The sequence below is a fragment of the Streptomyces sp. NPDC048643 genome (assembly GCF_040650615.1).
GTDB lineage: Bacteria > Actinomycetota > Actinomycetes > Streptomycetales > Streptomycetaceae > Streptomyces.
The window spans coordinates 130,506-153,608 of sequence record NZ_JBEZHO010000009.1 but is presented as its reverse complement, the minus strand read 5'-3'; the positions used below and the strand labels follow the sequence as shown (position 1 = coordinate 153,608).

Genomic DNA, 23,103 nt, shown 5'->3' with positions numbered 1-23,103 from the left:
GCACAGGCGCCTTTCGATCAGCAAACGCACACCGCACAAAAGTCGCAAAAACCCTCAGCATCGAGAAGAGAATGCCGATGACCGAGCAGGCCACCGGGGCCCACCATCCGCAGCCGCGGCCCCGTTCCGGAGGACAGCAGTCCGCCCCCGTCGAGCACGTCACGGGTGCGAAGTCCCTCATTCGCTCGCTCGAGGAGGTCGGGGCCGGCACCGTATTCGGCATCCCCGGTGGGACGATCCTTCCGGCGTACGACCCGATGATGGACTCGAGCAGGCTGCGCCACGTGCTCGTCCGTCATGAGCAGGGTGCGGGTCACGCGGCCACCGGCTACGCGCAGGCCACCGGCAAGGTCGGTGTCTGCATGGCCACGTCGGGCCCGGGTGCGACGAACCTGGTGACGCCGATCGCGGACGCCATGATGGACTCCGTGCCGCTGGTCGCCATCACCGGCCAGGTCGTCACCAAGGCGATCGGCACGGACGCCTTCCAGGAGGCGGACATCGTCGGCATCACGATGCCGATCACCAAGCACAGCTTCCTGGTCACCAAGCCGGAGGACATCCCGAAGGCGATCGCCGAGGCGTTCCACATCGCCTCGACCGGTCGCCCGGGCCCGGTCCTCGTGGACATCCCGAAGGACGTGCTGCAGGCCCAGACCACGTTCTCGTGGCCGCCGCAGAGCGACCTGCCGGGCTACCGTCCGGTGACCAAGCCGCACGCCAAGCAGATCCGTGAGGCCGCCAGGCTGATCACGAGCGCGAAGCGACCCGTCCTGTACGTGGGTGGTGGCGTCCTCAAGGCGCACGCCACCGCCGAGCTCAAGGTTCTCGCCGAGCTCACCGGAGCGCCCGTCACCACCACCCTGATGGCGCTCGGCGCATTCCCCGACAGCCACCCGCTGCACGTGGGGATGCCGGGCATGCACGGTGCGGTCACCGCCGTCACCGCGCTGCAGAAGGCCGACCTGATCGTCGCCCTCGGAGCCCGCTTCGACGACCGTGTCACCGGCAAGCTGGACAGCTTCGCGCCCTTCGCGAAGATCGTCCACGCCGACATCGATCCGGCCGAGATCGGCAAGAACCGCGCCGCCGACGTGCCCATCGTCGGTGACGCCCGCGAGGTCATCGCCGACCTGGTCCAGGCCGTGCAGAAGGAGCACAGCGACGGCAACACCGGCGACTACACCGCCTGGTGGAAGGACCTCAACCGCTGGCGCGAGACGTATCCGCTCGGCTACGAGCAGCCCGACAACGGCTCGCTCTCCCCGCAGCAGGTCATCGAGCGCATCGGCCAACTCGCCCCCGAGGGAACGATCTTCGCGGCGGGCGTCGGCCAGCACCAGATGTGGGCCGCGCACTACATCCAGTACGAACAGCCCGCGACCTGGCTGAACTCGGGCGGCGCCGGAACCATGGGCTACGCGGTCCCGGCCGCGATGGGTGCCAAGGCCGGACAGCCGGACCGCACGGTCTGGGCGGTCGACGGCGACGGCTGCTTCCAGATGACCAACCAGGAACTCACCACCTGTGCCCTGAACAACATCCCGATCAAGGTCGCCATCATCAACAACGGCGCCCTCGGGATGGTCCGCCAGTGGCAGACCCTCTTCTACAACCAGCGCTACTCCAACACCGTGCTGCACAGCGGCCCGGACGCGGACGGCAAGCAGCCGAGCGCCGGCACCCGCGTCCCCGACTTCGTCAAGCTGTCGGAGGCCATGGGCTGTTACGCGATCCGCTGCGAGTCCCCGGACGACCTCGACAAGGTGATCGAGGAGGCGAACTCGATCAACGACCGCCCGGTCGTGGTCGACTTCATCGTCCACGAGGACGCGATGGTGTGGCCGATGGTCGCCGCCGGCACCTCCAACGACGAGGTCATGTTCGCCCGGGACGTCCGCCCCGACTTCGGCGACAACGAAGACGACTGAGAGAGAGCCGAGTCAGACCCATGAGCAAGCACACCCTCTCCGTCCTCGTCGAGAACAAGCCCGGTGTCCTCGCCCGGATCACCGCCCTGTTCTCCCGGCGCGGCTTCAACATCGACTCCCTCGCCGTCGGTGTCACCGAGCACCCGGAGATCTCCCGCATCACCATCGTGGTGAACGTGATCGAGGCACTCCCGCTCGAACAGGTCACCAAGCAGCTCAACAAGCTCGTCAACGTCCTGAAGATCGTCGAGCTGGAGCCCGGAGCGGCGGTTCAGCGCGAACTCGTTCTGGTGAAGGTGCGCGCCGACAACGAGACGCGCTCCCAGATCGTCGAGATCGTCCAGCTGTTCCGCGCCAAGACCGTCGACGTCTCCCCGGAGGCCGTCACCATCGAGGCCACCGGCGGCGCCGACAAGCTGGAGGCCATGCTCAAGATGCTGGAGCCCTTCGGCATCAAGGAGCTCGTCCAGTCCGGCACCATCGCGATCGGACGCGGGGCGCGTTCGATCACCGACCGGTCGCTGCGCGCGCTCGACCGTTCCGCCTGAGCACCGACGGACGACACCGGCACACGGGCGGGCGCCACCCGCGGCCCGCCCGTATACCGAGACCCGAGAACTTCCCTTCCCCCGCCCGCCGTACGGTGGGACGCAACACCGGCAATACCGGATAACAAGGAGAACCCCAGTGGCCGAGCTGTTCTACGACGACGACGCCGACCTGTCCATCATCCAGGGCCGCAAGGTCGCGGTCATCGGCTACGGCAGCCAGGGCCACGCCCACGCGCTGTCGCTGCGCGACTCGGGTGTCGACGTCCGCGTCGGTCTGCACGAGGGCTCCAAGTCCAAGGCGAAGGCCGAGGAGCAGGGCCTGCGCGTGGTGACGCCGTCGGAGGCCGCCGCCGAGGCCGACGTCATCATGATCCTGGTGCCGGACCCGATCCAGGCCCAGGTCTACGAGGAGTCCATCAAGGGCAACCTCAAGGACGGCGACGCGCTGTTCTTCGGCCACGGCCTGAACATCCGCTACGGCTTCATCAAGCCGCCGGCCGGCATCGACGTCTGCATGGTCGCCCCCAAGGGCCCCGGCCACCTCGTGCGCCGTCAGTACGAGGAGGGTCGCGGCGTCCCCTGCATCGCGGCCGTCGAGCAGGACGCGACCGGCAACGGCTTCGAGCTCGCCCTCTCGTACGCGAAGGGCATCGGCGGCACCCGCGCCGGCGTCATCAAGACGACCTTCACCGAGGAGACCGAGACCGACCTGTTCGGTGAGCAGGCCGTTCTCTGTGGTGGCACCGCCGCCCTGGTCAAGGCCGGTTTCGAGACGCTGACCGAGGCCGGCTACCAGCCGGAGATCGCGTACTTCGAGTGCCTCCACGAGCTGAAGCTCATCGTCGACCTCATGTACGAGGGCGGCCTGGAGAAGATGCGCTGGTCGGTCTCCGAGACCGCCGAGTGGGGCGACTACGTCACCGGCCCGCGGATCATCACGGACGCCACCAAGGCCGAGATGAAGCAGATCCTCGCCGAGATCCAGGACGGCACCTTCGCCAAGAACTGGATGGACGAGTACCACTCGGGCCTGAAGAAGTACAACGAGTACAAGAGCCAGGACGAGAAGAGCCTGCTGGAGACCACCGGCAAGGAGCTGCGCAAGCTCATGTCGTGGGTGAACGACGACGAGGCGTAAGCCGCACGACGAGGGGCCGGGGCAGCACGCTCCGGCCCCTTCGTCGAACCCCGGGTAACCCCGGAGCCGCGGTGTTGTCCATCCCGTCCAGCCACGGACGGGTGATCCTTCCGCGGAGGCACAGGACGACCGCCTCGGCGCCACTACACTGCTGCACATCACCAACGCGTCAGGCCCACAGCGTCGTGCGTCTTCCACGCGGCTCGAGCGACCCCACCCCAAGTGCAGGCACGCCCAGGGGCCGCTACAAACCCTCCACCGCCTGCGGCCGTCGGGACGGCCGTCCGCAATGGACTTGTGAGGACTCACGTGAGCTCGAAACCTGTCGTACTCATCGCTGAAGAGCTGTCGCCCGCGACCGTAGACGCCCTGGGCCCGGACTTCGAGATCCGGCACGCGAACGGCGCGGACCGCGCCGAGCTGCTGCCCGCCATCGCCGACGTCGACGCCATCCTCATCCGCTCGGCCACCAAGGTCGACGCCGAGGCCGTCGCCGCCGCCAAGAAGCTGAAGGTCGTCGCACGAGCCGGCGTCGGCCTGGACAACGTCGACGTCTCCGCCGCCACCAAGGCCGGCGTGATGGTCGTCAACGCCCCCACCTCGAACATCGTGACCGCGGCCGAGCTGGCCTGCGGTCTCCTCCTCGCCACCGCGCGCCACATCCCGCAGGCCAACACCGCGCTGAAGAACGGCGAGTGGAAGCGCAGCAAGTACACCGGCGTCGAACTCGCCGAGAAGACCCTCGGTGTCGTCGGCCTCGGCCGCATCGGCGCGCTCGTCGCGCAGCGCATGTCCGCGTTCGGCATGAAGGTCGTCGCCTACGACCCCTACGTCCAGCCCGCGCGGGCCGCGCAGATGGGCGTGAAGGTCCTCACCCTCGACGAGCTGCTCGAGGTCGCGGACTTCATCACCGTGCACCTGCCGAAGACCCCCGAGACCCTCGGTCTCATCGGCGACGAGGCGCTGCACAAGGTCAAGCCGACCGTGCGCATCGTCAACGCCGCGCGCGGCGGGATCGTCGACGAGGAGGCGCTGTACGCGGCGCTCAAGGAGGGCCGCGTCGCCGGCGCCGGCCTCGACGTGTACGCGAAGGAGCCCTGCACGGACTCCCCGCTCTTCGAGCTCGACGAGGTCGTCTGCACCCCGCACCTCGGCGCCTCCACGGACGAGGCGCAGGAGAAGGCCGGTATCTCCGTCGCCCGCTCGGTGCGCCTCGCCCTCGCCGGTGAGCTCGTCCCGGACGCGGTCAACGTCCAGGGCGGCGTGATCGCCGAGGACGTCAAGCCCGGTCTGCCGCTCGCCGAGAAGCTCGGCCGCATCTTCACCGCGCTCGCGGGCGAGGTCGCGGTCCGTCTCGACGTCGAGGTGTACGGCGAGATCACCCAGCACGACGTCAAGGTGCTCGAACTCTCCGCGCTCAAGGGCGTGTTCGAGGACGTCGTCGACGAGACCGTCAGCTACGTCAACGCTCCGCTGTTCGCGCAGGAGCGCGGCGTCGAGGTCCGTCTGACCACCAGCTCCGAGTCGCCCGACCACCGCAACGTGGTCACCGTCCGCGGCACCCTCGGCGACGGCCAGGAGGTCTCGGTCTCCGGCACGCTGGCCGGCCCCAAGCACCTCCAGAAGATCGTCGCCGTCGGCGAGTACGACGTGGACCTCGCGCTCGCCGACCACATGGTCGTGCTGAGCTACGAGGACCGTCCCGGTGTCGTCGGCACCGTCGGCCGCATCCTCGGCGAGTCCGGCATCAACATCGCCGGCATGCAGGTCGCCCGCGCGGCCGTCGGCGGGGAGGCCCTCGCGGTCCTCACCGTCGACGACACGGTCCCGCAGAACGTCCTGACCGAGGTCGCCGAGGAGATCGGCGCCACGTCGGCGCGGTCCGTCAACCTCGTCTGAGGTCGCCGGAGGCCTGAACAGGGTCTGTCCGCTGGGGCTTTCGCCCAGCGGCCGAGGGCCGGGTCACCCACGGGTGGCCCGGCCCTCGCGCGTTGTCCGGGTCACCTTCGTCGCGCGGGCCCATCAGGGGGAGGCGGTCGTCTCCGGCTCGATCAGACCCTCGCGGTAGGCGATGGCCACGGCCTCGGTGCGGCTCGCGGCGCCCAGCTTGGCGAGGATGTTCGACACGTGGACGCTCGCCGTCTTGCCGCTGATGAACAGCTCCTCGCCGATCTGCCGGTTGGTGCGCCCCCGGCCGAGCAGCCGCAGCACATCGCTCTCGCGGGCGGTCAGCGCGGCGATGCGGTCCCCGGCGGCCGGCGCGTCGGAGAGACGGCCCCGCCGGACCAGGGTGTCCACCGCCTCGCGCAGCGGCACCGCGCCCAGCCGCACGGCGGTCTCCCGGGCCGCGCGGGCCTGTTCGGCGGCCTCCTCCCGGCGGTCGGCGGTGAGCAGCGCCTCCGCCAGCCGTCTGCGGCACCGGGCCAGCTCGTAGGGATCGCCGTAGCCGAAGGCCGTGACCGCCCGGTCCCAGGCATCGACGTCCGGGCCGGTGGCGGCGCGTACGCCCTCGGCCTCGGCGCGGGCCAGCCAGGCCAGTCCCTCGGGCCCCTGCTCGGTGCCGTCCTCGCCGCGCGCGGCGGTGCTCCGGGCCAGCTCCACCAGGTCCGCGGCGGTCTTCGCACAGCGCTTCGCGGCCGCCGCGTCACCGGACAGGCGGGACTCCTCCGCCGCGTCCGCGACCGCCGCCAGCGTGAGCGCGGCGAGCCGCACCACCACGTCGGGCCGCTCGGAGACCGAGGCGTCCGTGAGCGCCTCGACCGACGCGCTCATCCGGCGGACGGCCTCCTCCGCGTCACCGCGCAGTGCCGCGGCGTCGGTCAGCACCACGCTCGCGACGAGCGTCGCCATCCAGTCGAAGGGGCGGTCCAGCAGCGCGCGGGCCCCGGCGGTGGCGGCGTCCAACTCGCCGCGCGCCAGGGCGACGTACAGCGCGGGTCCGGTCGCGAACCCGCCCGCGGACGGCAGGAGTTCGGCGTCCTCGGCGGCCGCTCGCACGCACGCGTCCCAGCGGCCCAGCGTGTACAGCAGCAGGGACTCCAGATAGCGCAGCTCCAGGGCGTACGGCGAGGAGAGGAGTCCGGCGCGACGGGCGCGGTCGAGGCCGTCGCCGATCCAGGTCAGGCACTCGTCCAGGGCGCCGGACTCGTAGCACCCGATGGCCAGGTTGAACAGGGCGCGCATCTCCACCGGGAGGTTCCCGGCGGTGCGGGCCAGCTCGCGGGCCCGGCGCAGCCGGTCCCGGCCGCGCACGGTCCGCCGGTTGTGCGACTCCATGCCGACCAACGAGATCATCAAGTCGGCCTGGGCGTCGCCCAGTCGGAGCCGCTCGGCGATCTCCAGCGCCTGCCGGGCGACTCGCTCCGCGTCCTCTTCGCGCCCCACCTGGCGGGCGGCCATGACGTGGGTCGCCGCCGCCCACACCCAGGTGTGGGAGGGCGGCTCGGCCGGGATCAGCGCGAGGGCCTCGCTGCTGTACGTGAACGCGTCGTTCAGGCTGTCGATCCGGATCAGGTTGCCCGCGAGGGTGTAGCGCACCCGCGCGGCCAGTTCGGAGTCGGTGTCCGCGCCGGCCCGGGCCAGCGCGGAGCGGGTGAGCTGGACCGCGCGATGGGGTTCACCGGCGCGCGCGGCGGCGGCCGAGGCGCGCAGCGTGAGCGTGACCGTGTCGCCGCTCTCGGGGCGGGCGGAGGCGTCCACCACCGCCCACAGTTCGAGCGCGGTCTCCAGGTGGCGCAGCTCCTCGGCGGGCGCCCCGACGCGCTGGGCGTGGTCGGCGGCCTCGAGGGAGGCGGTCAGCGCGTCGGCCAGGTCGTGGCTCTCGCGGGAGTGATGGGCGCGTTCCGCCGCGCTCTTCGCCGAACGGCCGTCCGCCGCGAGGAGTTTGGCGAACAGTCCGTGCAGCCGGACCCGCTCGCCGGGCAGCAGGTCCGCGTACACGGCCTCGCGGGTGAGGGCGTGCCGGAACGAGTACGTCGCGTCGTCGCCGGGCAGCAGCAGCTGGCGTCCGACCGCCTCGCGCAGCGCCGACTCCAGCTCCTCCTCCGGCAGTTGCACGGCGTCACGCAGCAGGTCGTGTCCGACGCGGCGCCCCGCGACGGCCGCCGTGCGCAGCACCTGCTGGGCGGTCTCGGAGAGTTGCTCGATCCGGATGAGCAGGACGTCCGCCAGGCCGCTGGGCATGGCGGGGGAGCCCGAGGCGTCGTCGCCGGGCAGCGCGGCGAGCAACTCCTCGGCGTAGAAGGCGTTTCCCTCGGCGCTGTCGACGATGCGGCGGACCGTGCTGTCGGATACGGGTCCGGTGCGCAGCGCGCGCACGAGCCGCGCCACGTCCGCGTCGGCCATCGGGCGCAGCTCCAGCCGGTCGACGGCGGGCAGTCGGATCAGCTCGGCGAGCAGGGGTCGCAGGGGATGGCGGCGGTGCAGGTCGTCCGCGCGGTAGGAGGCGAAGACGGCCAGGCGACGGGGCGGCCCGCCGGGGGAGGGTCGCTGGAGGACGCCTCGGCTGAGCAGGAAGCGGAGCAGGTCGCGGGAGGACTGGTCCGCCCAGTGCAGGTCTTCGAGGACGAGCAGGAGCGGGGTCAGGTCGGCGAGGTCCGCGAGGAGTCCGGTGATGCCCTCGAAGAGCTGGAGGCGGCTGCCGGGGTCGGGTGCGCTGCCGGTCCCGGAGGCCGTGCCGATCAGACGGTCCACGGCGGGGTGCGCGGCGAAGGCCGGTGCGAGCCGGTCGTCGGCGGCGGCCGCGCCGAGGATCTCCGTGAAGGGGAGATACGGCAGGCCCACGTCACCGAGGTCCACGCAGTGGCCGGTCAGGACGGTCATGCCGGCGGCGGCCGCGTGCGCGGCGGCCTCGGTCAGCGTGCGGGTCTTGCCCACTCCCGCGTCGCCGGCCAGCAGGACGGAGCGCGGATCGCCGGCCGCGGCCCGCTCCAGCACGCCGGTGAGCCGGGCGAGTTCGTCCTCCCGGCCGATGAACGGCGTACCGAATGTCTGTGCCACGTGCCCATCCTGGCATGCCGCGCCGACAACGCCCGGTGGTTTCCCGCGCACTCGATCAGGGGCGCTGCGACGCCGGGCGGGGCCGGAGTGTTCCGGCCCCGCCCGGTGGGTGGGTGGCGTCCGGCGCGCGGCCCGCGCGAGGGGGTCAGGCGGTCACCTCCCCGGCCGCCCTCTCGGACGCCGGGGGCTCGGGTGCCGCCGCATCGGACGCGGTGGTGGCCGTACCGACCGCGACCTTGCGCAGGGTGGCCTCGGCGAGCAGCGCGGCGGCCACCAGCAGGACCGCGCCGGCCACCGCCGCCGCCTGCATGCCGTGGGTGAAGGCCTCCCGTGCGGCGGCGGTCAGTGCCCGGCCGGCGTCGCCCGGCAGCTGCCCCGCGACGGCCAGGGCGCCACCCAGCGTCTCGTGGGCCGCGGCCGGTGCGCCGGCCGGCATGTCGTGGCGGTAGACCGCGGTGCCGACGGAGCCGAGGACGGCCATGCCGAGGGCGCCGCCGAACTCGGCGCCGGTCTCCAGCAGGGAGGCGGCGGAGCCCGAGTTGCCGAGCGGGACGGTGCCGAGCGCCAGGTCCATCATCTGGGACATCACGGTGACGATGCCCGAGGCGAGGACGCCGGCGCCGGCCAGGACCAGCCAGAGCGAGTCGGTACCGGCGAGGGCCAGCAGGGCGTATCCGCCGGCGGCGACGGCGAAGCCACCGGCGACGACGTGGGCGCGGTGCACGCCCTTCTCGACCAGTTGCGCGGCGACGGGCGCGGCCACCCCGACCAGGACGGTGGGGAGCAGCGACCACAGGGCGGCCGACATGGAGCTCTTGCCGAGCACGGACTGGAGGTACTGCGTGGTGAAGAAGGCCGAGCCCATCATGCCGAACGAGGAGACGAGGTTGAGGACGACGGCGGGGGCGAATCCCCGGCCGCGGAAGAGGGCGGGGGAGATGAGGGGGGACTTCGCGGTGCGCTGCCGGTGGACGAAGAGGGCGGTGAACAGCAGCCCGACGGCGATCGAGACGACGTACCGCACGTTCCATCCCTCGGAGGGGATCTCCTTGACGCCGTAGATCACCGGCAGCACGGCCGCCATCGACAGCGGCACGCTGACCAGGTCGAAACGGCCGGGCTCCGGGTTCCTGGACTCCGGCAGCAGGAACGGGCCGAGGACCAGCAGCAGCACCATCGCGGGCAGGTTGACCAGGAAGACCGAGCCCCACCAGAAGTACTGGACGAGGACGCCGCTCATCACCGAGCCGAGCGCGATACCGCCGGTCATGACGCCCGACCACAGTCCGATCGCCTTCGCGCGCTGCCCGGGGTCGGTGAACATCGTGCGGACGATCGCCATGGTGGACGGCATGAGGGTCGCGCCGCCGACCCCGAGGAGCGCGCGGGCGGCGATGAGGGTCTCGGCGCTGTTGGCGTAGGCGGCCAGGGCGGAGGCCGTGCCGAAGGCGGCGGCGCCGATCAGCAGCAGCTTGCGGCGCCCTATGCGGTCGCCCAGCGAGCCCATGGTCATCAGCAGGCCGGCGAGCACGAACGCGTAGATGTCGAAGATCCAGAGCTGCTGGGTGCCGCTCGGCTCCAGGTCCGCACTGATCGCGGGGATCGCGAAGTACAGGACGGAGACGTCCATGGAGACCAGGAGCAGCGGAAGCATCAGGACGCCGAGGGCGGTCCACTCGCGGCGGCCGGCCAGGGCGCCCAGGGCGCCGGAGACCGGAGTCGTGCTCGTCGGGTTCGTCATGGCAGGGACTGTACGGACGTCATAAACGCTTGTCTAGTACGCCCGTATAAGACGGTCGTTTTGTACGTCGGTATAGGACGGTTGTCTGAATCGCGGTACGCTGGCCGGCATGGGACACCGTGAGGATCTGCTCGAAGGCGCCAAGCGCTGCCTGCTGGAGAAGGGGTTCGTGCGCACCACCGCGCGCGACATCGTCAAGGAGTCGGGGACGAACCTGGCGTCCATCGGCTACCACTACGGGTCGAAGGACGCGCTGCTCGCCGCGGCGTACGTGGATCTCATCGCCAACGTCGGTGACACGTTCGGCGCGTTCGCGACGACCGACACCGCGAGCGCGCCCGGTTCCCTGGAGCGCTTCCAGGAGGCCTGGGAGAGCGTCACCCGGTCGTTCGTCAAGGAGCGGCCCATCTGGATGCTCACCTTCGAGGTGATCACCAACTCGGACCGGCTGCCCACGGTCCGCGAACACCTGGCGAAGGCCTCCGACGAGGGCCGCCGCGGGCTCGTCCCGCTGCTGGCCGGCGGATCGGAGGCCGACGTGGACGACGCCACGCTGCGCTCGCTCGGCGGCTTCTACCAGGTCCTGCTCAACGGACTCAGCGTGCAGTGGCTCTTCGACCCGGACTCCGCGACCGACGCCGCCGAACTGACCGACGGACTGCGCCGGGTGATCGACGGGGTGGCGCGGTCCGGGAGTTGAGCGCGCTCTACAGCCGCGCTCCCTTGAGCGCCATGTGCAGCAGCAGGCGGTCCTCGCCGTCGTCCAGGTCGAGGCCGGTGAGCTGTTCGACGCGGGACAGGCGGTAGTAGAGCGTCTGGCGGTGGATGCCCAACTCGGCCGCGGTTCGCCCCGCCTGGCCCGCGAGGTCGAGGAACACCTCGGCGGTGCGGGCGAGTTCACGGTGGGCCGGGGCCGACAGGGCCTGTACGACGGGGTCGTGGGCCGCCTCCGGAGGCAGGGCGGTGAGCAGTCGGTAGGGTCCGATGGCGCCCCATTCGGCGACCGGTCCGAGCCGCGGTTCGGCCAGCGCCGCCCGCGCCGCGGAGGCCGCCTCCTGCCAGGCGGTCCCCAGCTCGCCGAGCCCGACCCGCGCGCCGGAGACCCCGGCGGCGGCCCGCCCGCCCCCGCTGCCCGGCCCGGCGCCGGCCGCGCCCCCGCTCCGCCCGCCCTCCGCCTCCCGTACGAAGCGGGTGGCCGCGGTGAGTGCCGGCGTCAGGACGTCCGCGGAGCGCAGCCGCACCAGCAGCGCGAGGCTCTGACCGGTGGTGCCCCACGGGACGGTGCACAGGGCGGTCGCGCCGGGCACCGTGCGGGCCGAAGGCGCGTCGTCGGGGTCGGCCGAGGACCACGGCGCCACGCACACCACCGTGTGCAGGCCCTCGCCGCGAGGCCCGAGCGCCGTCCGCAGCTCGGCCACCGCCATGTCGCGCTGCCAGCCGCGCTCGGCGGTCAGGACGGCGCGCAGCTCACGGGTGAGGTCGGCGCCCGCCTGCGCCTCGTCCGCGAGGAGGGCGCCGATCCGCGAGGTCACCTGCATGGCCGCGGCCAGCTGGGCGTCGGTGGGGCCCGGGTCGTCGTCGAGCAGCCAGACGTAGCCGAGAACGACACTCCGATGGCGTACCGGCAGACAGATCCGTCCCCGGTAGACGCCCGCCTCCGGGGTCGGCGGGATCCGGACGGGTCCGGAGGCGCGGGTGATGCCGAACCCCTCGAACCAGGTCCGCACCGCCGTGGTGGAGCGGCGCGTGAGGATCGAGCGGGTGCGCACCGGGTCGAGCGCCGACGGGTCGAGGTCGCCCTCGCTGTCGTACGCGCCGAAGGCGATCAGCTCGAAGTCGCGGTTCTCCAGCGTCGCGGGGACGCCGAGGAGCGCCGAGATCTCGTCGACCAGCTCCTGGTAGTCGCCTCTGTATTCACCGCTCACCCGGGCATTCTCCCGCATTTCAGCGAGCCCTTCATACATTTGTCTGAGATCCGGGGAACGGATGCGTGACAGGTGTCGATGGCCCAGGATCGAAGAGATCCCTAGGTTTCACGGTGGTTCTCCGTGCCGTACCCGAATCGTCGGGATTCGGCCTCCTGCTGGCCTTGTTGTGGAGGTGCCCCGTGCTGGGTCCCGTGATTCTCGCCGCTTCGCGCAGCGACAAGATGCGCCGTCTGATCTCGGCCGCCCCGGTGACCAAGCCGGTCGTCGACCGCTTCATCCCCGGCGAGACCGTCGACCAGGTCGTCCCGATCATCAAGGACCTGACGGCCAAGGGCCTGGAACTGACGATGGACGTCGTCGGTGAGGACATCACGACGCCCGAGCAGGCCGCCGCCGCCCGCGACGCCTACCTGGCGCTCGTCGACCACCTGAAGGAGCTGGACCTCGGCACCCGCGCCGAGATGTCCGTCAAGCTCTCCATGTTCGGCCAGGCGCTGGAGGGCGGCCACGAGCTGGCCCTCGCCAACGTCCGCCCGGTCGTCGAGGCCGCCGCCGCCATCGGCACCACCGTCACGCTGGACGCCGAGGACCACACCACCCTCGACTCGATGTTCGCCATCCACGAGGAACTGCGGAAGGACTTCCCGCAGACCGGCTGTGTGATCCAGGCCTACCTGTTCCGCACCGAGGCCGACGCCCGCCGCCTCGCCGAGAGCGGCAGCCGAGTCCGCGTGGTGAAGGGCGCCTACAAGGAACCCGCCGAGGTCGCGTACCAGCAGAAGGCCGAGACCGACAAGGCGTACGTCCGGATCCTGAAGATCCTGATGGAGGGCGCGGGCTACCCGATGATCGGGTCCCACGACCCGCGGATCATCTCCATCGCCCAGGAGCTCGCCCGCAAGGCCGGGCGCAAGCTGGACGAGTACGAGTTCCAGATGCTGTACGGCATCCGCAGCGACGAGCACCTGCGGCTCGCCGCCGAGGGCCACCGCATGCGCGTCTACACGGCGTACGGCACGGACTGGTACGGCTACTTCATGCGGCGCCTGGCGGAGAAGCCGGCCAACCTCGTGTTCTTCCTGCGCAGCATGATCACACGTGGCTGATCCCACCTGGCTGTGCACCGGCTTCGGCCGGGGGTCCGGGGGTTGTCCCCCGGACAGGCACGGCGCTCGCTCCATCCTCACCAAGGGCTGAGACCGAAACACCCGCTCGACTCAAGGAGTTACGGAACCCATGGACGCTGTGACCCAGGTCCCCACCCCCGTCAACGAGCCGGTGCACGGCTACGCCCCCGGCTCGCCCGAGCGTGCCCGGCTGGAGGCCAAGCTCAAGGAGCTGGCCGAGAACCCGATCGAGCTGTCGATGACCATCGGCGGCGAGAAGCGGCTCGGCGGCGGTGAGCGCTTCGAGGTCGTGCAGCCGCACAACCACAAGGCCGTCATCGGCACGGGCGCGCACGCCACCGCCCAGGACGCCCAGGACGCCGTCGACGCAGCCCTCGCCGCCGCCCCGGCCTGGCGCGCGATGGCCTTCGACGACCGCGCCGCGATCATCCTGCGCGCCGCCGAGCTGCTGTCCGGCCCCTGGCGCGAGACGCTGGCCGCCTCCACCATGCTCGGCCAGTCGAAGACCGCCCAGCAGGCCGAGATCGACACCCCCTGCGAGCTCGTCGACTTCTGGCGCTTCAACGTCAAGTACGCCCGCGATCTGCTGGCCGAGCAGCCCCCGGCCAACTCGCCCGGCGTCTGGAACCGCCTCGACCACCGTCCGCTGGAGGGCTTCGTCTACGCGATCACGCCCTTCAACTTCACGGCGATCGCGGGCAACCTGCCCACCGCTCCGGCGCTGATGGGCAACGTCGTCGTCTGGAAGCCGTCCCCGACGCAGACCCACGCCGCCGTGCTGCTCATGCAGCTCCTGGAGGAGGCCGGCCTGCCCAAGGGCGTCATCAACCTCGTCACCGGTGACGGCATCGAGGTCTCCAAGGTCGCCCTGGAGCACCGTGACCTCGCGGGCATCCACTTCACCGGTTCGACCAAGACCTTCCAGTACCTGTGGAAGACGGTCGGCAACAACATCGAGAAGTACCGCGCGTACCCGCGTCTCGTCGGCGAGACCGGCGGCAAGGACTTCCTCGTCGCCCACCCGTCGGCCGACCGCGCCGTCCTCAAGACCGCGCTGACCCGCGGCTCCTTCGAGTACCAGGGCCAGAAGTGCTCGGCGACCTCGCGCGCCTACATCCCGGCCTCCATCTGGAACTCCGGTTTCAAGGAGGAGTTCGCGGCCGAGGTCGACTACCTGACCATGGGTGACGTCACCGACCTGTCGAACTTCATGGGCGCGGTCATCGACGAGCGCGCGTTCGCCAAGAACAAGGCGGCCATCGACCGCGCCAAGTCCGACCCGTCCTGCACGATCGTCGCGGGCGGCTCGTACGACGACTCCGTCGGCTACTTCGTGCGCCCGACCGTCGTCGAGTGCTCGGACCCGGAGAACGAGGTCTTCAAGACCGAGTACTTCGGCCCCTTCCTCGCCGTGCACGTCTACGAGGACGACGCGTACGACGCGATGCTGACCCAGATGGAGTCGGCGTCCGACTACGCGCTCACCGGCTCGGTCGTCGCGGGTGACCGTGCCGCGGCCGCGTACACGATGGAGAAGCTCCGCTACGCGGCGGGCAACTTCTACATCAACGACAAGTCGACCGGCGCCGTCGTCGGCCAGCAGCCCTTCGGCGGCGGCCGCTCCTCCGGCACCAACGACAAGGCCGGCGCCCCGCAGAACCTGATGCGCTGGACGCTGACCCGCGCCATCAAGGAGACGCTGGTCGCCCCGACCGACTACGGCTACCCGCACATGGGCTGACACCCGTCACCGACTCCGCCCCCGCCCACGGTCTCCCCCGTCCGTGGACGGGGGCGGTTCCATGCCCGCACCCGGTGGCGCGGTGAAGCGGTGAACTCCGGGGCGAGGGGGTCCGATTGCCGTCCGCCGTGTGAATACTGGCCGCATGGCCATCCGACTGAGGACCGCTCACACCGCGGACCTCGCCCCCGCCGAACTCCGCGCCGCCCGCACGCTCCTGGAGGACGCCTTCGACGGCGACTTCCGTGACGAGGACTGGGACCACGGACTCGGCGGCCTGCACGTCCTCGTCCACGACGAACAGGGGCTCGCCGCGCACGGCTCGGTGATCCAGCGGCGCGTCCTGCACGCCGGACGCTCGCTGCGCGTCGGCTACGTGGAGGCGGTCGGCGTCCGCGCGGACGCGCGCCGCACGGGGCTCGGCGGACGTGTGATGGCCGGGCTGGAGCGGATCATCGAGGACGCCTACCCGCTCGGCGCGCTCTCCGCCAGCGAGGACGGCGCCGCTCTGTACGCGGCGCGCGGCTGGCGACTCTGGCCGGGCCGCGTCTGCGCTCTCGCCCCGGACGGCGTGGTCCGCCTCCCCGACGAGGAGGGCACCACCTTCGTCCGCCCCGGCACCGCCCTCCGCCCCCTTGACCCGGCACACGACCTGGTCTTCGACTGGCGCGACGGCGACGTGCTCTGACCGGCACCGACGCGGACACCTGCACCCGGCGAGGGGCGCGCCCCTGTCCTCCGGTCGGGAGGGGGGCTCCGACGCGCCCGTCAGGAGAGGTCGGCCTCCGGCACCGGCCCGAACTCCGCCGCCAGCCGGGTGAACGACCGCCGCAGCCACCGGTGCGCCGGGTCCGTGTCCAGCCGTACGTGCCACGCCTGCGCCGACGTCACCCGCGGCAGGTCCAGCGGGATCTCCAGGACGGCGAGCGGCATCACCCGGGACGCCTCCGTCGCGACCTCGACGGGAACGAGGGCCAGCGCGTCGGTGCGCAGGGCGAAGAAACAGGCCGCGCCGTAGGTGGGGGCGGTGGCCAGGACGTCGCGGCCCAGGCCCAGTTCGGCGAGCCGGTCGTCCACCACGCTGTGCGTGCGACCGCGCCGGGTGACCGTGATGTGGGGGAGCGCGGCGAAGGACGCGGCGGTCAACGGGCCTTGCGCGAACGGGGCGTCGGCGCGCGCGACGGCCACGTACCGGTGCACGTGCAGGACGGCGCTGCGCACGTCGTGCGGCAGCGGTTCCGGCAACTCGCCCACGTCCAGGTCGACGTGGGTGCGCAGGTCCGCCGGGTCCTCGTCGCCCTCCGGCAGCAGCCGCAGCCGTACGCCCGGTGCCTCCCGGGCCGCCAGCTCCAGCAGCGGGGCACCGAGGGACATGGCGACCCCGTCATTGGTACGGATCCTGAACTCCCGCTCCAGCGTGGCGAGTTCGACGTCCCGGGGCGGGTGCAGGGCGGCCACCGCCCCGGTGAGCGCCGCCTGCACGCCGGGCCGCATCGCGTGCGCGCGGGGGGTCAGCGTCAGGCCCCGGCCCGACGGCACGAGGAGTGGGTCGCCGACGACCCGGCGCAGCCGGCCCAGTGTGCGGCTCATCGCCGAGGGTGACACGCTCAGCTCGGCCGCCGCGCCCGCGACGCTGCCCGCGCGCAGCAGGGCGTCCAGTGCGGGGAGCAGGTTCATGTCCGGGAGGGGTGCCATCGCGTCGGGCGGGGGCGTCGCCGATCGTGAATGCTGCATGAGACGCAAGGCTACGTGAAGCAATCGGACCTTGTGTGCAGCAGTGAGGTGGCCCGAGTCTGAGCGCATGATGGATTCACGTCAGCGCGGCACCGCGCTCCTCGTCGCGGGCTGCTTCTTCATGGAGATGCTGGACGGCACGATCGTGTCGACCGCCGCTCCGCGGATAGCCGGCGACCTGCACACCACCCCCGCCTCGGTCGGCCTGATCATCACGGCCTATCTCGTCACCCTCGCCGTCCTCGTCCCCCTCTCCGGCTGGCTCACCGCCCGCTTCGGTCCCCGCCGCGTCTTCCTCGCGGCGATCACCCTCTTCACCCTCGCCTCGCTGGCCTGCGCCTTCGCCCCCGGCCTCGGCGTCCTCGTCGTGACCCGGGTCCTCCAGGGCGCGGGCGGCGCGATGATGGTTCCGGTCGGCCGGCTCGTCGTGGTCACCGGGATCGCCAAGCAGGACCTGCCCCGCGCGGTCGCGTACATCGTCTGGCCCGGCCTCGCGGCCCCGGTCGTCGCGCCGCTGCTCGGCGGCGTGATCACGACGTACGCCTCCTGGCACTGGATCTTTCTCCTGAACGTGCCGCTCGGCGGGCTGGCCCTGCTCGTCGCCCGGCGCCTCATCGCCCCCGGCGCGCCGGCCGGCGCGCCGCCCCTCGACGTGCCCGGCATGCTGCTCGCCGGCACCGGTCTCGCCGCGCTGACCTGGACCGCGCACCTCCTCTCCGCGGCCGGGAGCGGGCCGGCCGGGGCAGCCGTGAGCGGCGCCGTCGCGGTCGTCGCCCTCGTGGCGGCCGTGCGTCATCTGCTGCGCGCCCCGCACCCGCTGGTCAACCTGCGCACCCTGGAGGTGCCGTCGTTCCGGGCGGCGGCGCTCGACGGCGCCCTGTGCATGGCCGTCGTCTCCGCCGTCCCCTTCCTGCTGCCCCTGCTCTTCCAGGAGGTCTTCGGGTGGAGCGCGGTGAAGTCGGGCGCCGTCGTGCTGTTCGTGTTCGCTGGCAACATCGGCATCAAGCCGGCCACGACGACTCTGATCAACCGGTTCGGCTACCGCCCGCTGCTGCTCGTCGCCACGCTCGGCCTCGCGGTCACCACGGCCGGCTGCGCCCTGTTCACCGCCGCGACGCCGGTCGCGGTGATCGCCGTCGTGGCGGCGGCCGGCGGTGTGGTCCGATCGGTCGGGCTGAGCGGCTACGCGACGATCGCGTTCAGCGAGACCGGCGAGGAGCGGCTGCGGGACGCGAACGCCCTCTTCGCGACCTCGCACCAACTGGCCGCCGGACTCGGCGTCGCGATCGCCACCGTCGCCCTGCGCGGAGGAGCGGCCCTGACCGACGGGGGCCGTTCGGCGTACGCCGTCGCCTTCGTGGTGCTCGGCGCGCTCTGTCTGCTGCCCGCGGTCGGCGCCCTGCGGCTGCACCCCTCGGCGGGTGACGCGGCGCGGACCGTCGGCCCGAGCGGGGCGCGAACGGTCGTCCCTGGTGGGAGGGGTGTGACCCGGTCCACCGTCTCAGATAGTAGGAAGTCCGAGTAATCGTAGAGACAGATGCCCGGTCCTCACCTAGTTTTGTAGGAGCCGAACGTCTCGCTCGACCAAGCGAATGGCGGTCGTGAGCCGGAGCCCCTGGCAGGCAACCCCTGCGGCCCCGCTCCCCGCCCCTTCCGGCGTCTCGTAAAGACCTCACCGCACTTCCGGGCGTCCCCGTGCGGGTCCCGCCGGAAGGTAAGGAGTCGATTCATCATGGCCGAGACGACCGTCCGCCGAGTCCGTCACCACTCTCGTTCGAGCAGCGAGTCCGACCGCAAGAACGCCGCCGCAGCGCTCCAGCGCGCCCTGGACCGCAGGGACAACGGCGGCGAGACGGGCCACTGAGGCCCGCCGCCCCTCAGCCGGAGCCGCCCGCAGAGGTGCGGCGCGAGGCTCGTGCCCCGCGCCGCATCTCGGACTGGCGTCCGCGCCATCGGTGTTCGGGCCGTCACGTCCTGCCGCCGAAGCGGCCGTGGGTCACTTCCCGCGCCGCACCACGAAGTGGTCGATCCGTTCGCCGTTCTGTGCCAGCGCCGACACCGTGAGCCGCGGTGAGGGACCGGTCTCCGCCTCCACCGAGAGGAAGGAGTAGCCGGTGTACCGCACCCGCGACCATGTGACGGTGTCCGGCTTCTGCTTCTTCGATTTCGTCCAGTGGAAGGTCTCCACGGACTCGCGGTCCTTCACCCTGCCCTCGTAGCTGTCCTTCACCCCGATGGGGAACCGGTACAGGCTCTTGCCCGCCCCGCCCGCCGTGACGTAGACGATGCCGTCACGCGTCGGGTCGGTCGACGCGCCCACCGGCACCTGCCGGCCCTCCGCGCCGCCCTTGATCGCGTCGGTCCGCTCGTAGACGTGGTTGTGTCCGTTGATCACCAGGTCCACCTGGTGCTTGGCGAACAGCGGCACCCACGCGTCCCGCACCCCGCCGTCGGAGGCGTGCGTGGAGGTCGAGTACGCGCAGTGGTGGAAGAACACCACGACGAAGTCGACCTGCCCGCGCAGTTCGCCGAGCCGCCGGTCCAGCCAGGCGGTCTGCCGGCCGTCCGAGTAGCCCTTGTTGGCGGGGATCTCGTACGACACGTCGTTGGCGTCCAGCGCGACGATGCCGACGTTGCCGTAGACGAACGAGTAGACGCCCGGCGCCCGCTTCGCGTCGAAGCCGTTGTCCGGGAGCGTCCAGCGGGCGGACTGGCCGCCGTAGCCGTTCGGCGAGTACCAGGCCTCCATGTCGTGGTTGCCGGTCGTCACCATCCACGGCACCGACCTGGCCACCGTCTCCGTCTGCTTCAGGAACAGGTCCCAGGCGGCCGGGTCGTAGATGTCCGACGCCTCGCCGTGGCCGATCCCGTCCGCGTAGCAGATGTCACCTGCGTGCAGGTGGAACGCCGGGCCCCGGCCGAGCAGCACCTTGTCGTTGGCGAGCGCGTCGGGAGTGACGCCCTGGTCCCCGAAGGCGGTGAACACGAACTTCTCCGGACGCGCGGGCGCCGTGCGGAAGTGGCCGACCGTCGCGTGCCGCTCCTTGCCCGCCGGGTCGAAGCCCTCGTGGCCGACGCCGTAGTAGTAGGTCGTCCCGGGGCGCAGCCGGTCGAGCGCCGCGTGCAGGTAGTACTGGTCGAGCGCCCCCCGCTGCCCGGCGATACCCGGCGTGTGCAGGTCGCGGACCTCGGCCTCGATCCGCCGGCTCAGCGACCAGGGCGTCGGCCCCACCCGGACGTACGGCTTCCTGACGGCGAACGGGACCTGCCAGGAGATCCGCATCTGGGTCTTCGGGTCGGCGCCGAAGGCGAGATGGCGTCCGAACGGCGTGACCGCGGAGCCCGGCACCCGGCTGGTGGCCGGGTTCGGCGTCGAGCCGGCCGTCCGCGTACGGCTCCCGCCGCCCGGCCCCGCGCAGCCGGCGAGCAGTCCGCCGCCCGCGAACGCGCTCGCCGACACCAGGGCACGGCGCCGCGTGAGCTTCGTCCGCAGGTACTCGTACTGCTCCGCCATGCTCATGTTGTCCGCGAGCTCACGCGGGATGCCGACGTCGGGAACGGGGCGCTCGGGGGGAGTCACCCGGGAAGCAGCGGTCATGTCTGGAAAGTTCCCAGCGTGCGCCAACAGCCGTCGTACATACGGGTGAACTCCGGTAGAAGGGTGGGCGTGCTCCGGGACTCGCGTGTCCGCATGCCGGACATCGTGTGTCATCCCATGGGACAAGGAGTACGGTGCCGTCATGTCTCGCAGCATCGATCTCGCAGTGATCCCCGGTGACGGCATCGGCCAGGAAGTCGTGGCCCAGGGGCTCAAAGTCCTCTCCGCCGTCCTTCCGCAGGACGTGAAGCTGGAGACCAAGGATTTCGACTTCGGCGCCCGGCGCTACCACGCCACCGGTGAGACCCTCACCGACGCCGACCTCGACGCGCTGAAGCAGCACGACGCCATCCTCCTCGGCGCGATCGGCGACCCCTCGGTCCCGTCCGGCGTCCTGGAGCGCGGCTTCCTGCTCAAGCTCCGCTTCGCCTTCGACCACCACGTCAACCTGCGTCCGTCGAAGCTTCTGCCGGGTGTCGAGACCCCGCTCGCCGGTCAGCCGGCGATCGACTTCGTCGTGGTCCGCGAGGGCACCGAGGGCCCGTACACGGGCAACGGCGGCACCATTCGCAAGGGCACGCCGCACGAGGTCGCCACCGAGGTCTCCGTGAACACGGCGTTCGGTGTCGAGCGCGTCGTCCGTGACGCCTTCGCCCGCGCCCAGGCCCGCCCCCGCAAGAAGCTGACGCTGGTCCACAAGAACAACGTGCTGACCTTCGCGGGCCACCTCTGGACGAACATCTTCAACCAGGTGGCCACCGAGTTCCCCGAGGTCACCACCGACTACATCCACGTCGACGCGGCGACGATCTACCTCGTCACCCAGCCCGAGCGCTTCGACGTCATCGTCACCGACAACCTCTTCGGCGACATCATCACCGACCTCGCCGCGGCCGTCTCCGGCGGCATCGGCGTCGCCGCCTCGGGCAACATCAACCCGAGCGGCGAGTTCCCCTCGATGTTCGAGCCCGTGCACGGCTCGGCGCCCGACATCGCGGGCCAGGGCAAGGCCGACCCCAGTGCCACCGTCCTGTCCGTCGCCCTCCTGCTGCGCCACCTCGGCTACGAGGCCGAGGCCGCCCGCATCGAGGACGCCGTCTCCGCCGACCTCGCCGAGCGCGTCGGCAAGCCCGCCCGCAGCACCGAGGAAATCGGCGACGCGCTGGCCGTACGAGTAGCCGGCTGACCCGCCGCACCGTCTACGTCTCGTAGCAGCCGCCGGGTCGCATCCGCACCCGGCGGCTTTGCTGTGCCCTCGCCGGGTGCCACCATCAATCCCTGGGCCTCCCCCGGGCCGCATACACGCCGTTTTCCCCCACGGTCCTCCGCTGGGCGATAATCGAACGCGGAGCCGCGGAATGAGGGAATGCTCGGACGTCCTACCACTGGCCACTGGCAGTGCGGGCGTGAGCGCGGCCCGTCACATCCAACCGGTGAAGGACAAACCACTCATGACGCAGCCCACGATCGAGCTCAAGCCGTCCGCCAGCCCGCTCTCCGCCGCCGAGCGCGAGGCGATCCTGGTCAACCCGGGGTTCGGCCGCCACTTCACCGACCACATGGTGACGATCAAGTGGACGGAGGGCCGCGGCTGGCACGACGGGCAGCTCGTTCCGTACGGACCGCTCTCCCTCGACCCGGCGAACATGACCCTGCACTACGCGCAGGAGATCTTCGAGGGACTCAAGGCCTACCGCCAGCCCGACGGCTCCGTCGCCACGTTCCGCCCCGACAAGAACGCCCGCCGTTTCCAGGCCTCCGCCCGCCGGCTCGGCATGCCGGAGCTGCCGGTGGAGACCTTCGTCGAGGCATGTGACCTGCTGGTCCAGCAGGACCGCGACTGGGTCCCGGCGCACGGCGGCGAGGAGTCCCTCTACCTGCGCCCGTTCATGATCGCGACCGAGGTGGGCCTCGGTGTGAAGCCGGCCAACGAGTACCTCTTCCTCGTCATCGCCTCGCCCGCAGGCGCCTACTTCGCGGGCGGCGTGAAGCCCGTCTCGATCTGGCTCTCCGAGGACCGCGTGCGCGCCGTTCCCGGCGGCATGGGCGACGCGAAGACCGGCGGCAACTACGCCGCCTCGCTCCTCGCCCAGGCCGAGGCCGCCGCCAAGGGCTGCGACCAGGTCTGCTACCTCGACGCGGTCGAGCACCAGTGGATCGAGGAGCTCGGCGGCATGAACCTGTACTTCGTGTACGGGGACCGGATCGTCACCCCGACCCTCACCGGCTCGATCCTGGAGGGCGTCACCCGCGACTCCCTGCTGACCGTCGCCCGGGACCTCGGCTACACCGCCGAGGAGGGCCGCGTCTCCATCGACCAGTGGCAGACCGACGCCGAGAACGGCAGCCTCACCGAGGTCTTCGCCTGTGGCACCGCCGCCGTCATCACCCCGATCGGCACGGTCAAGCGCACCGGCGCCGAGTGGAAGCAGTCGGGCGGCGAGCCCGGCGCGGTCACCCTCAGGCTCCGCGAGGCCCTGCTCGACGTCCAGCGCGGCATCACCGAGGACACCCACGGCTGGATGCACCGCCTGGGCTGACCCGCCCCGCCGGCCACCCCGGCCCCGGCCGGACCGCGCCTGGTACAGCCCGAGTCCCCGCCAAGTCCCCGTGCGA

Annotated in this window: 17 protein-coding genes; 12 read left to right on the top strand and 5 right to left on the bottom strand. The window is 71.6% G+C overall.

What is annotated here, in order from left to right; translation table 11 throughout:
• The first annotated feature begins 77 nt into the window (after positions 1–77).
• The 4 genes from AB0C62_RS12090 to serA all read left to right on the top strand — a co-directional run bounded on the left by AB0C62_RS12090 (position 78) and on the right by serA (position 5,519).
• On the top strand, positions 78–1,931 hold the full coding sequence (locus AB0C62_RS12090) for an acetolactate synthase large subunit (protein ID WP_362972061.1): 1,854 nt from the start codon (positions 78–80) through the stop codon (positions 1,929–1,931).
• A gap of 20 nt (positions 1,932–1,951) precedes the next feature.
• A complete protein-coding gene (gene ilvN, locus AB0C62_RS12085; protein WP_081219582.1) occupies positions 1,952–2,479 on the top strand; it encodes an acetolactate synthase small subunit in 528 nt (175 codons plus the stop codon).
• A gap of 139 nt (positions 2,480–2,618) precedes the next feature.
• Positions 2,619–3,620, top strand: coding sequence for a ketol-acid reductoisomerase (ilvC, locus tag AB0C62_RS12080; RefSeq protein ID WP_164369001.1), 1,002 nt, complete (start codon positions 2,619–2,621; stop codon positions 3,618–3,620).
• A gap of 309 nt (positions 3,621–3,929) precedes the next feature.
• Complete coding sequence (serA, locus tag AB0C62_RS12075; protein ID WP_362972059.1) at positions 3,930–5,519, top strand: phosphoglycerate dehydrogenase; 1,590 nt, start codon at positions 3,930–3,932, stop codon at positions 5,517–5,519.
• Positions 5,520–5,642: 123 nt separating this feature from the next.
• Here the strand turns inward: serA and AB0C62_RS12070 are convergent, their stop codons facing one another.
• Together AB0C62_RS12070 and AB0C62_RS12065 are read right to left on the bottom strand one after the other, a co-directional pair.
• Positions 5,643–8,618, bottom strand: a complete 2,976-nt coding sequence (locus tag AB0C62_RS12070) for an AAA family ATPase (protein ID WP_362972057.1) — start codon at positions 8,616–8,618, stop codon at positions 5,643–5,645.
• A 145-nt stretch (positions 8,619–8,763) separates the two neighbouring features.
• Positions 8,764–10,359 carry an MFS transporter gene (locus AB0C62_RS12065; RefSeq protein ID WP_362972055.1) on the bottom strand — a complete coding sequence of 532 codons (1,596 nt, stop codon included), beginning with the start codon at positions 10,357–10,359 and terminating at the stop codon, positions 8,764–8,766.
• 109 nt (positions 10,360–10,468) lie between these two features.
• Between AB0C62_RS12065 and AB0C62_RS12060 the strand changes: the two genes are divergently transcribed.
• The gene (locus AB0C62_RS12060; RefSeq protein WP_362972053.1) at positions 10,469–11,059 is read left to right on the top strand and encodes a TetR/AcrR family transcriptional regulator; all 591 of its coding nucleotides are present in this window, start codon (positions 10,469–10,471) and stop codon (positions 11,057–11,059) included.
• A 7-nt stretch (positions 11,060–11,066) separates the two neighbouring features.
• Here the strand turns inward: AB0C62_RS12060 and AB0C62_RS12055 are convergent, their stop codons facing one another.
• Positions 11,067–12,302 (bottom strand): helix-turn-helix domain-containing protein, encoded by a 1,236-nt coding sequence (locus AB0C62_RS12055; protein WP_362972051.1) that lies wholly within the window; start codon positions 12,300–12,302, stop codon positions 11,067–11,069.
• Positions 12,303–12,466: 164 nt separating this feature from the next.
• Between AB0C62_RS12055 and AB0C62_RS12050 the strand changes: the two genes are divergently transcribed.
• The 3 genes from AB0C62_RS12050 to AB0C62_RS12040 all read left to right on the top strand — a co-directional run bounded on the left by AB0C62_RS12050 (position 12,467) and on the right by AB0C62_RS12040 (position 15,843).
• Positions 12,467–13,393, top strand: coding sequence for a proline dehydrogenase family protein (locus tag AB0C62_RS12050; protein ID WP_362972049.1), 927 nt, complete (start codon positions 12,467–12,469; stop codon positions 13,391–13,393).
• A gap of 130 nt (positions 13,394–13,523) precedes the next feature.
• Positions 13,524–15,155: an L-glutamate gamma-semialdehyde dehydrogenase gene (gene pruA / locus AB0C62_RS12045; RefSeq protein ID WP_362972047.1), complete on the top strand. Its 1,632-nt coding sequence runs from the start codon at positions 13,524–13,526 to the stop codon at positions 15,153–15,155.
• A 145-nt stretch (positions 15,156–15,300) separates the two neighbouring features.
• Positions 15,301–15,843 (top strand): GNAT family N-acetyltransferase, encoded by a 543-nt coding sequence (locus tag AB0C62_RS12040; protein ID WP_362972045.1) that lies wholly within the window; start codon positions 15,301–15,303, stop codon positions 15,841–15,843.
• 80 nt (positions 15,844–15,923) lie between these two features.
• On the opposite strand, the gene AB0C62_RS12035 is transcribed toward AB0C62_RS12040, so the two are convergent.
• Complete coding sequence (locus AB0C62_RS12035; protein ID WP_362972043.1) at positions 15,924–16,889, bottom strand: LysR family transcriptional regulator; 966 nt, start codon at positions 16,887–16,889, stop codon at positions 15,924–15,926.
• Between the two features lie 67 nt (positions 16,890–16,956).
• On the opposite strand from AB0C62_RS12035, the gene AB0C62_RS12030 reads away from it, so the two are divergent.
• Both AB0C62_RS12030 and AB0C62_RS12025 read left to right on the top strand, forming a co-directional pair.
• Entirely contained in the window at positions 16,957–18,414 is a 1,458-nt protein-coding gene (locus AB0C62_RS12030) for an MFS transporter (protein ID WP_362972042.1), read from the top strand.
• A gap of 207 nt (positions 18,415–18,621) precedes the next feature.
• Positions 18,622–18,753, top strand: a complete 132-nt coding sequence (locus AB0C62_RS12025) for a hypothetical protein (protein WP_266616822.1) — start codon at positions 18,622–18,624, stop codon at positions 18,751–18,753.
• Between the two features lie 132 nt (positions 18,754–18,885).
• On the opposite strand, the gene AB0C62_RS12020 is transcribed toward AB0C62_RS12025, so the two are convergent.
• Positions 18,886–20,487 carry a metallophosphoesterase family protein gene (locus AB0C62_RS12020; RefSeq protein WP_362972040.1) on the bottom strand — a complete coding sequence of 534 codons (1,602 nt, stop codon included), beginning with the start codon at positions 20,485–20,487 and terminating at the stop codon, positions 18,886–18,888.
• A gap of 142 nt (positions 20,488–20,629) precedes the next feature.
• Between AB0C62_RS12020 and AB0C62_RS12015 the strand changes: the two genes are divergently transcribed.
• Together AB0C62_RS12015 and AB0C62_RS12010 are read left to right on the top strand one after the other, a co-directional pair.
• Entirely contained in the window at positions 20,630–21,673 is a 1,044-nt protein-coding gene (locus AB0C62_RS12015) for a 3-isopropylmalate dehydrogenase (protein ID WP_266846629.1), read from the top strand.
• 265 nt (positions 21,674–21,938) lie between these two features.
• Complete coding sequence (locus tag AB0C62_RS12010; RefSeq protein WP_362972038.1) at positions 21,939–23,027, top strand: branched-chain amino acid aminotransferase; 1,089 nt, start codon at positions 21,939–21,941, stop codon at positions 23,025–23,027.
• Positions 23,028–23,103 lie beyond the last annotated feature (76 nt).

Coding starts and splice junctions, on each gene's coding strand:
- AB0C62_RS12090 (WP_362972061.1), top strand. CDS start 78: ATGACCGAGCAGGCCACCGGGGCCCACCATCCGCAGCCGCGGCCCCGT.
- AB0C62_RS12065 (WP_362972055.1), bottom strand. CDS start 10,359: ATGACGAACCCGACGAGCACGACTCCGGTCTCCGGCGCCCTGGGCGCC.
- AB0C62_RS12030 (WP_362972042.1), top strand. CDS start 16,957: ATGATGGATTCACGTCAGCGCGGCACCGCGCTCCTCGTCGCGGGCTGC.
- AB0C62_RS12040 (WP_362972045.1), top strand. CDS start 15,301: ATGGCCATCCGACTGAGGACCGCTCACACCGCGGACCTCGCCCCCGCC.
- AB0C62_RS12060 (WP_362972053.1), top strand. CDS start 10,469: ATGGGACACCGTGAGGATCTGCTCGAAGGCGCCAAGCGCTGCCTGCTG.
- AB0C62_RS12025 (WP_266616822.1), top strand. CDS start 18,622: ATGGCCGAGACGACCGTCCGCCGAGTCCGTCACCACTCTCGTTCGAGC.
- AB0C62_RS12055 (WP_362972051.1), bottom strand. CDS start 12,302: ATGCGGGAGAATGCCCGGGTGAGCGGTGAATACAGAGGCGACTACCAG.
- AB0C62_RS12015 (WP_266846629.1), top strand. CDS start 20,630: ATGTCTCGCAGCATCGATCTCGCAGTGATCCCCGGTGACGGCATCGGC.
- AB0C62_RS12010 (WP_362972038.1), top strand. CDS start 21,939: ATGACGCAGCCCACGATCGAGCTCAAGCCGTCCGCCAGCCCGCTCTCC.
- AB0C62_RS12035 (WP_362972043.1), bottom strand. CDS start 16,889: ATGCAGCATTCACGATCGGCGACGCCCCCGCCCGACGCGATGGCACCC.
- pruA (WP_362972047.1), top strand. CDS start 13,524: ATGGACGCTGTGACCCAGGTCCCCACCCCCGTCAACGAGCCGGTGCAC.
- AB0C62_RS12020 (WP_362972040.1), bottom strand. CDS start 20,487: ATGACCGCTGCTTCCCGGGTGACTCCCCCCGAGCGCCCCGTTCCCGAC.
- ilvN (WP_081219582.1), top strand. CDS start 1,952: ATGAGCAAGCACACCCTCTCCGTCCTCGTCGAGAACAAGCCCGGTGTC.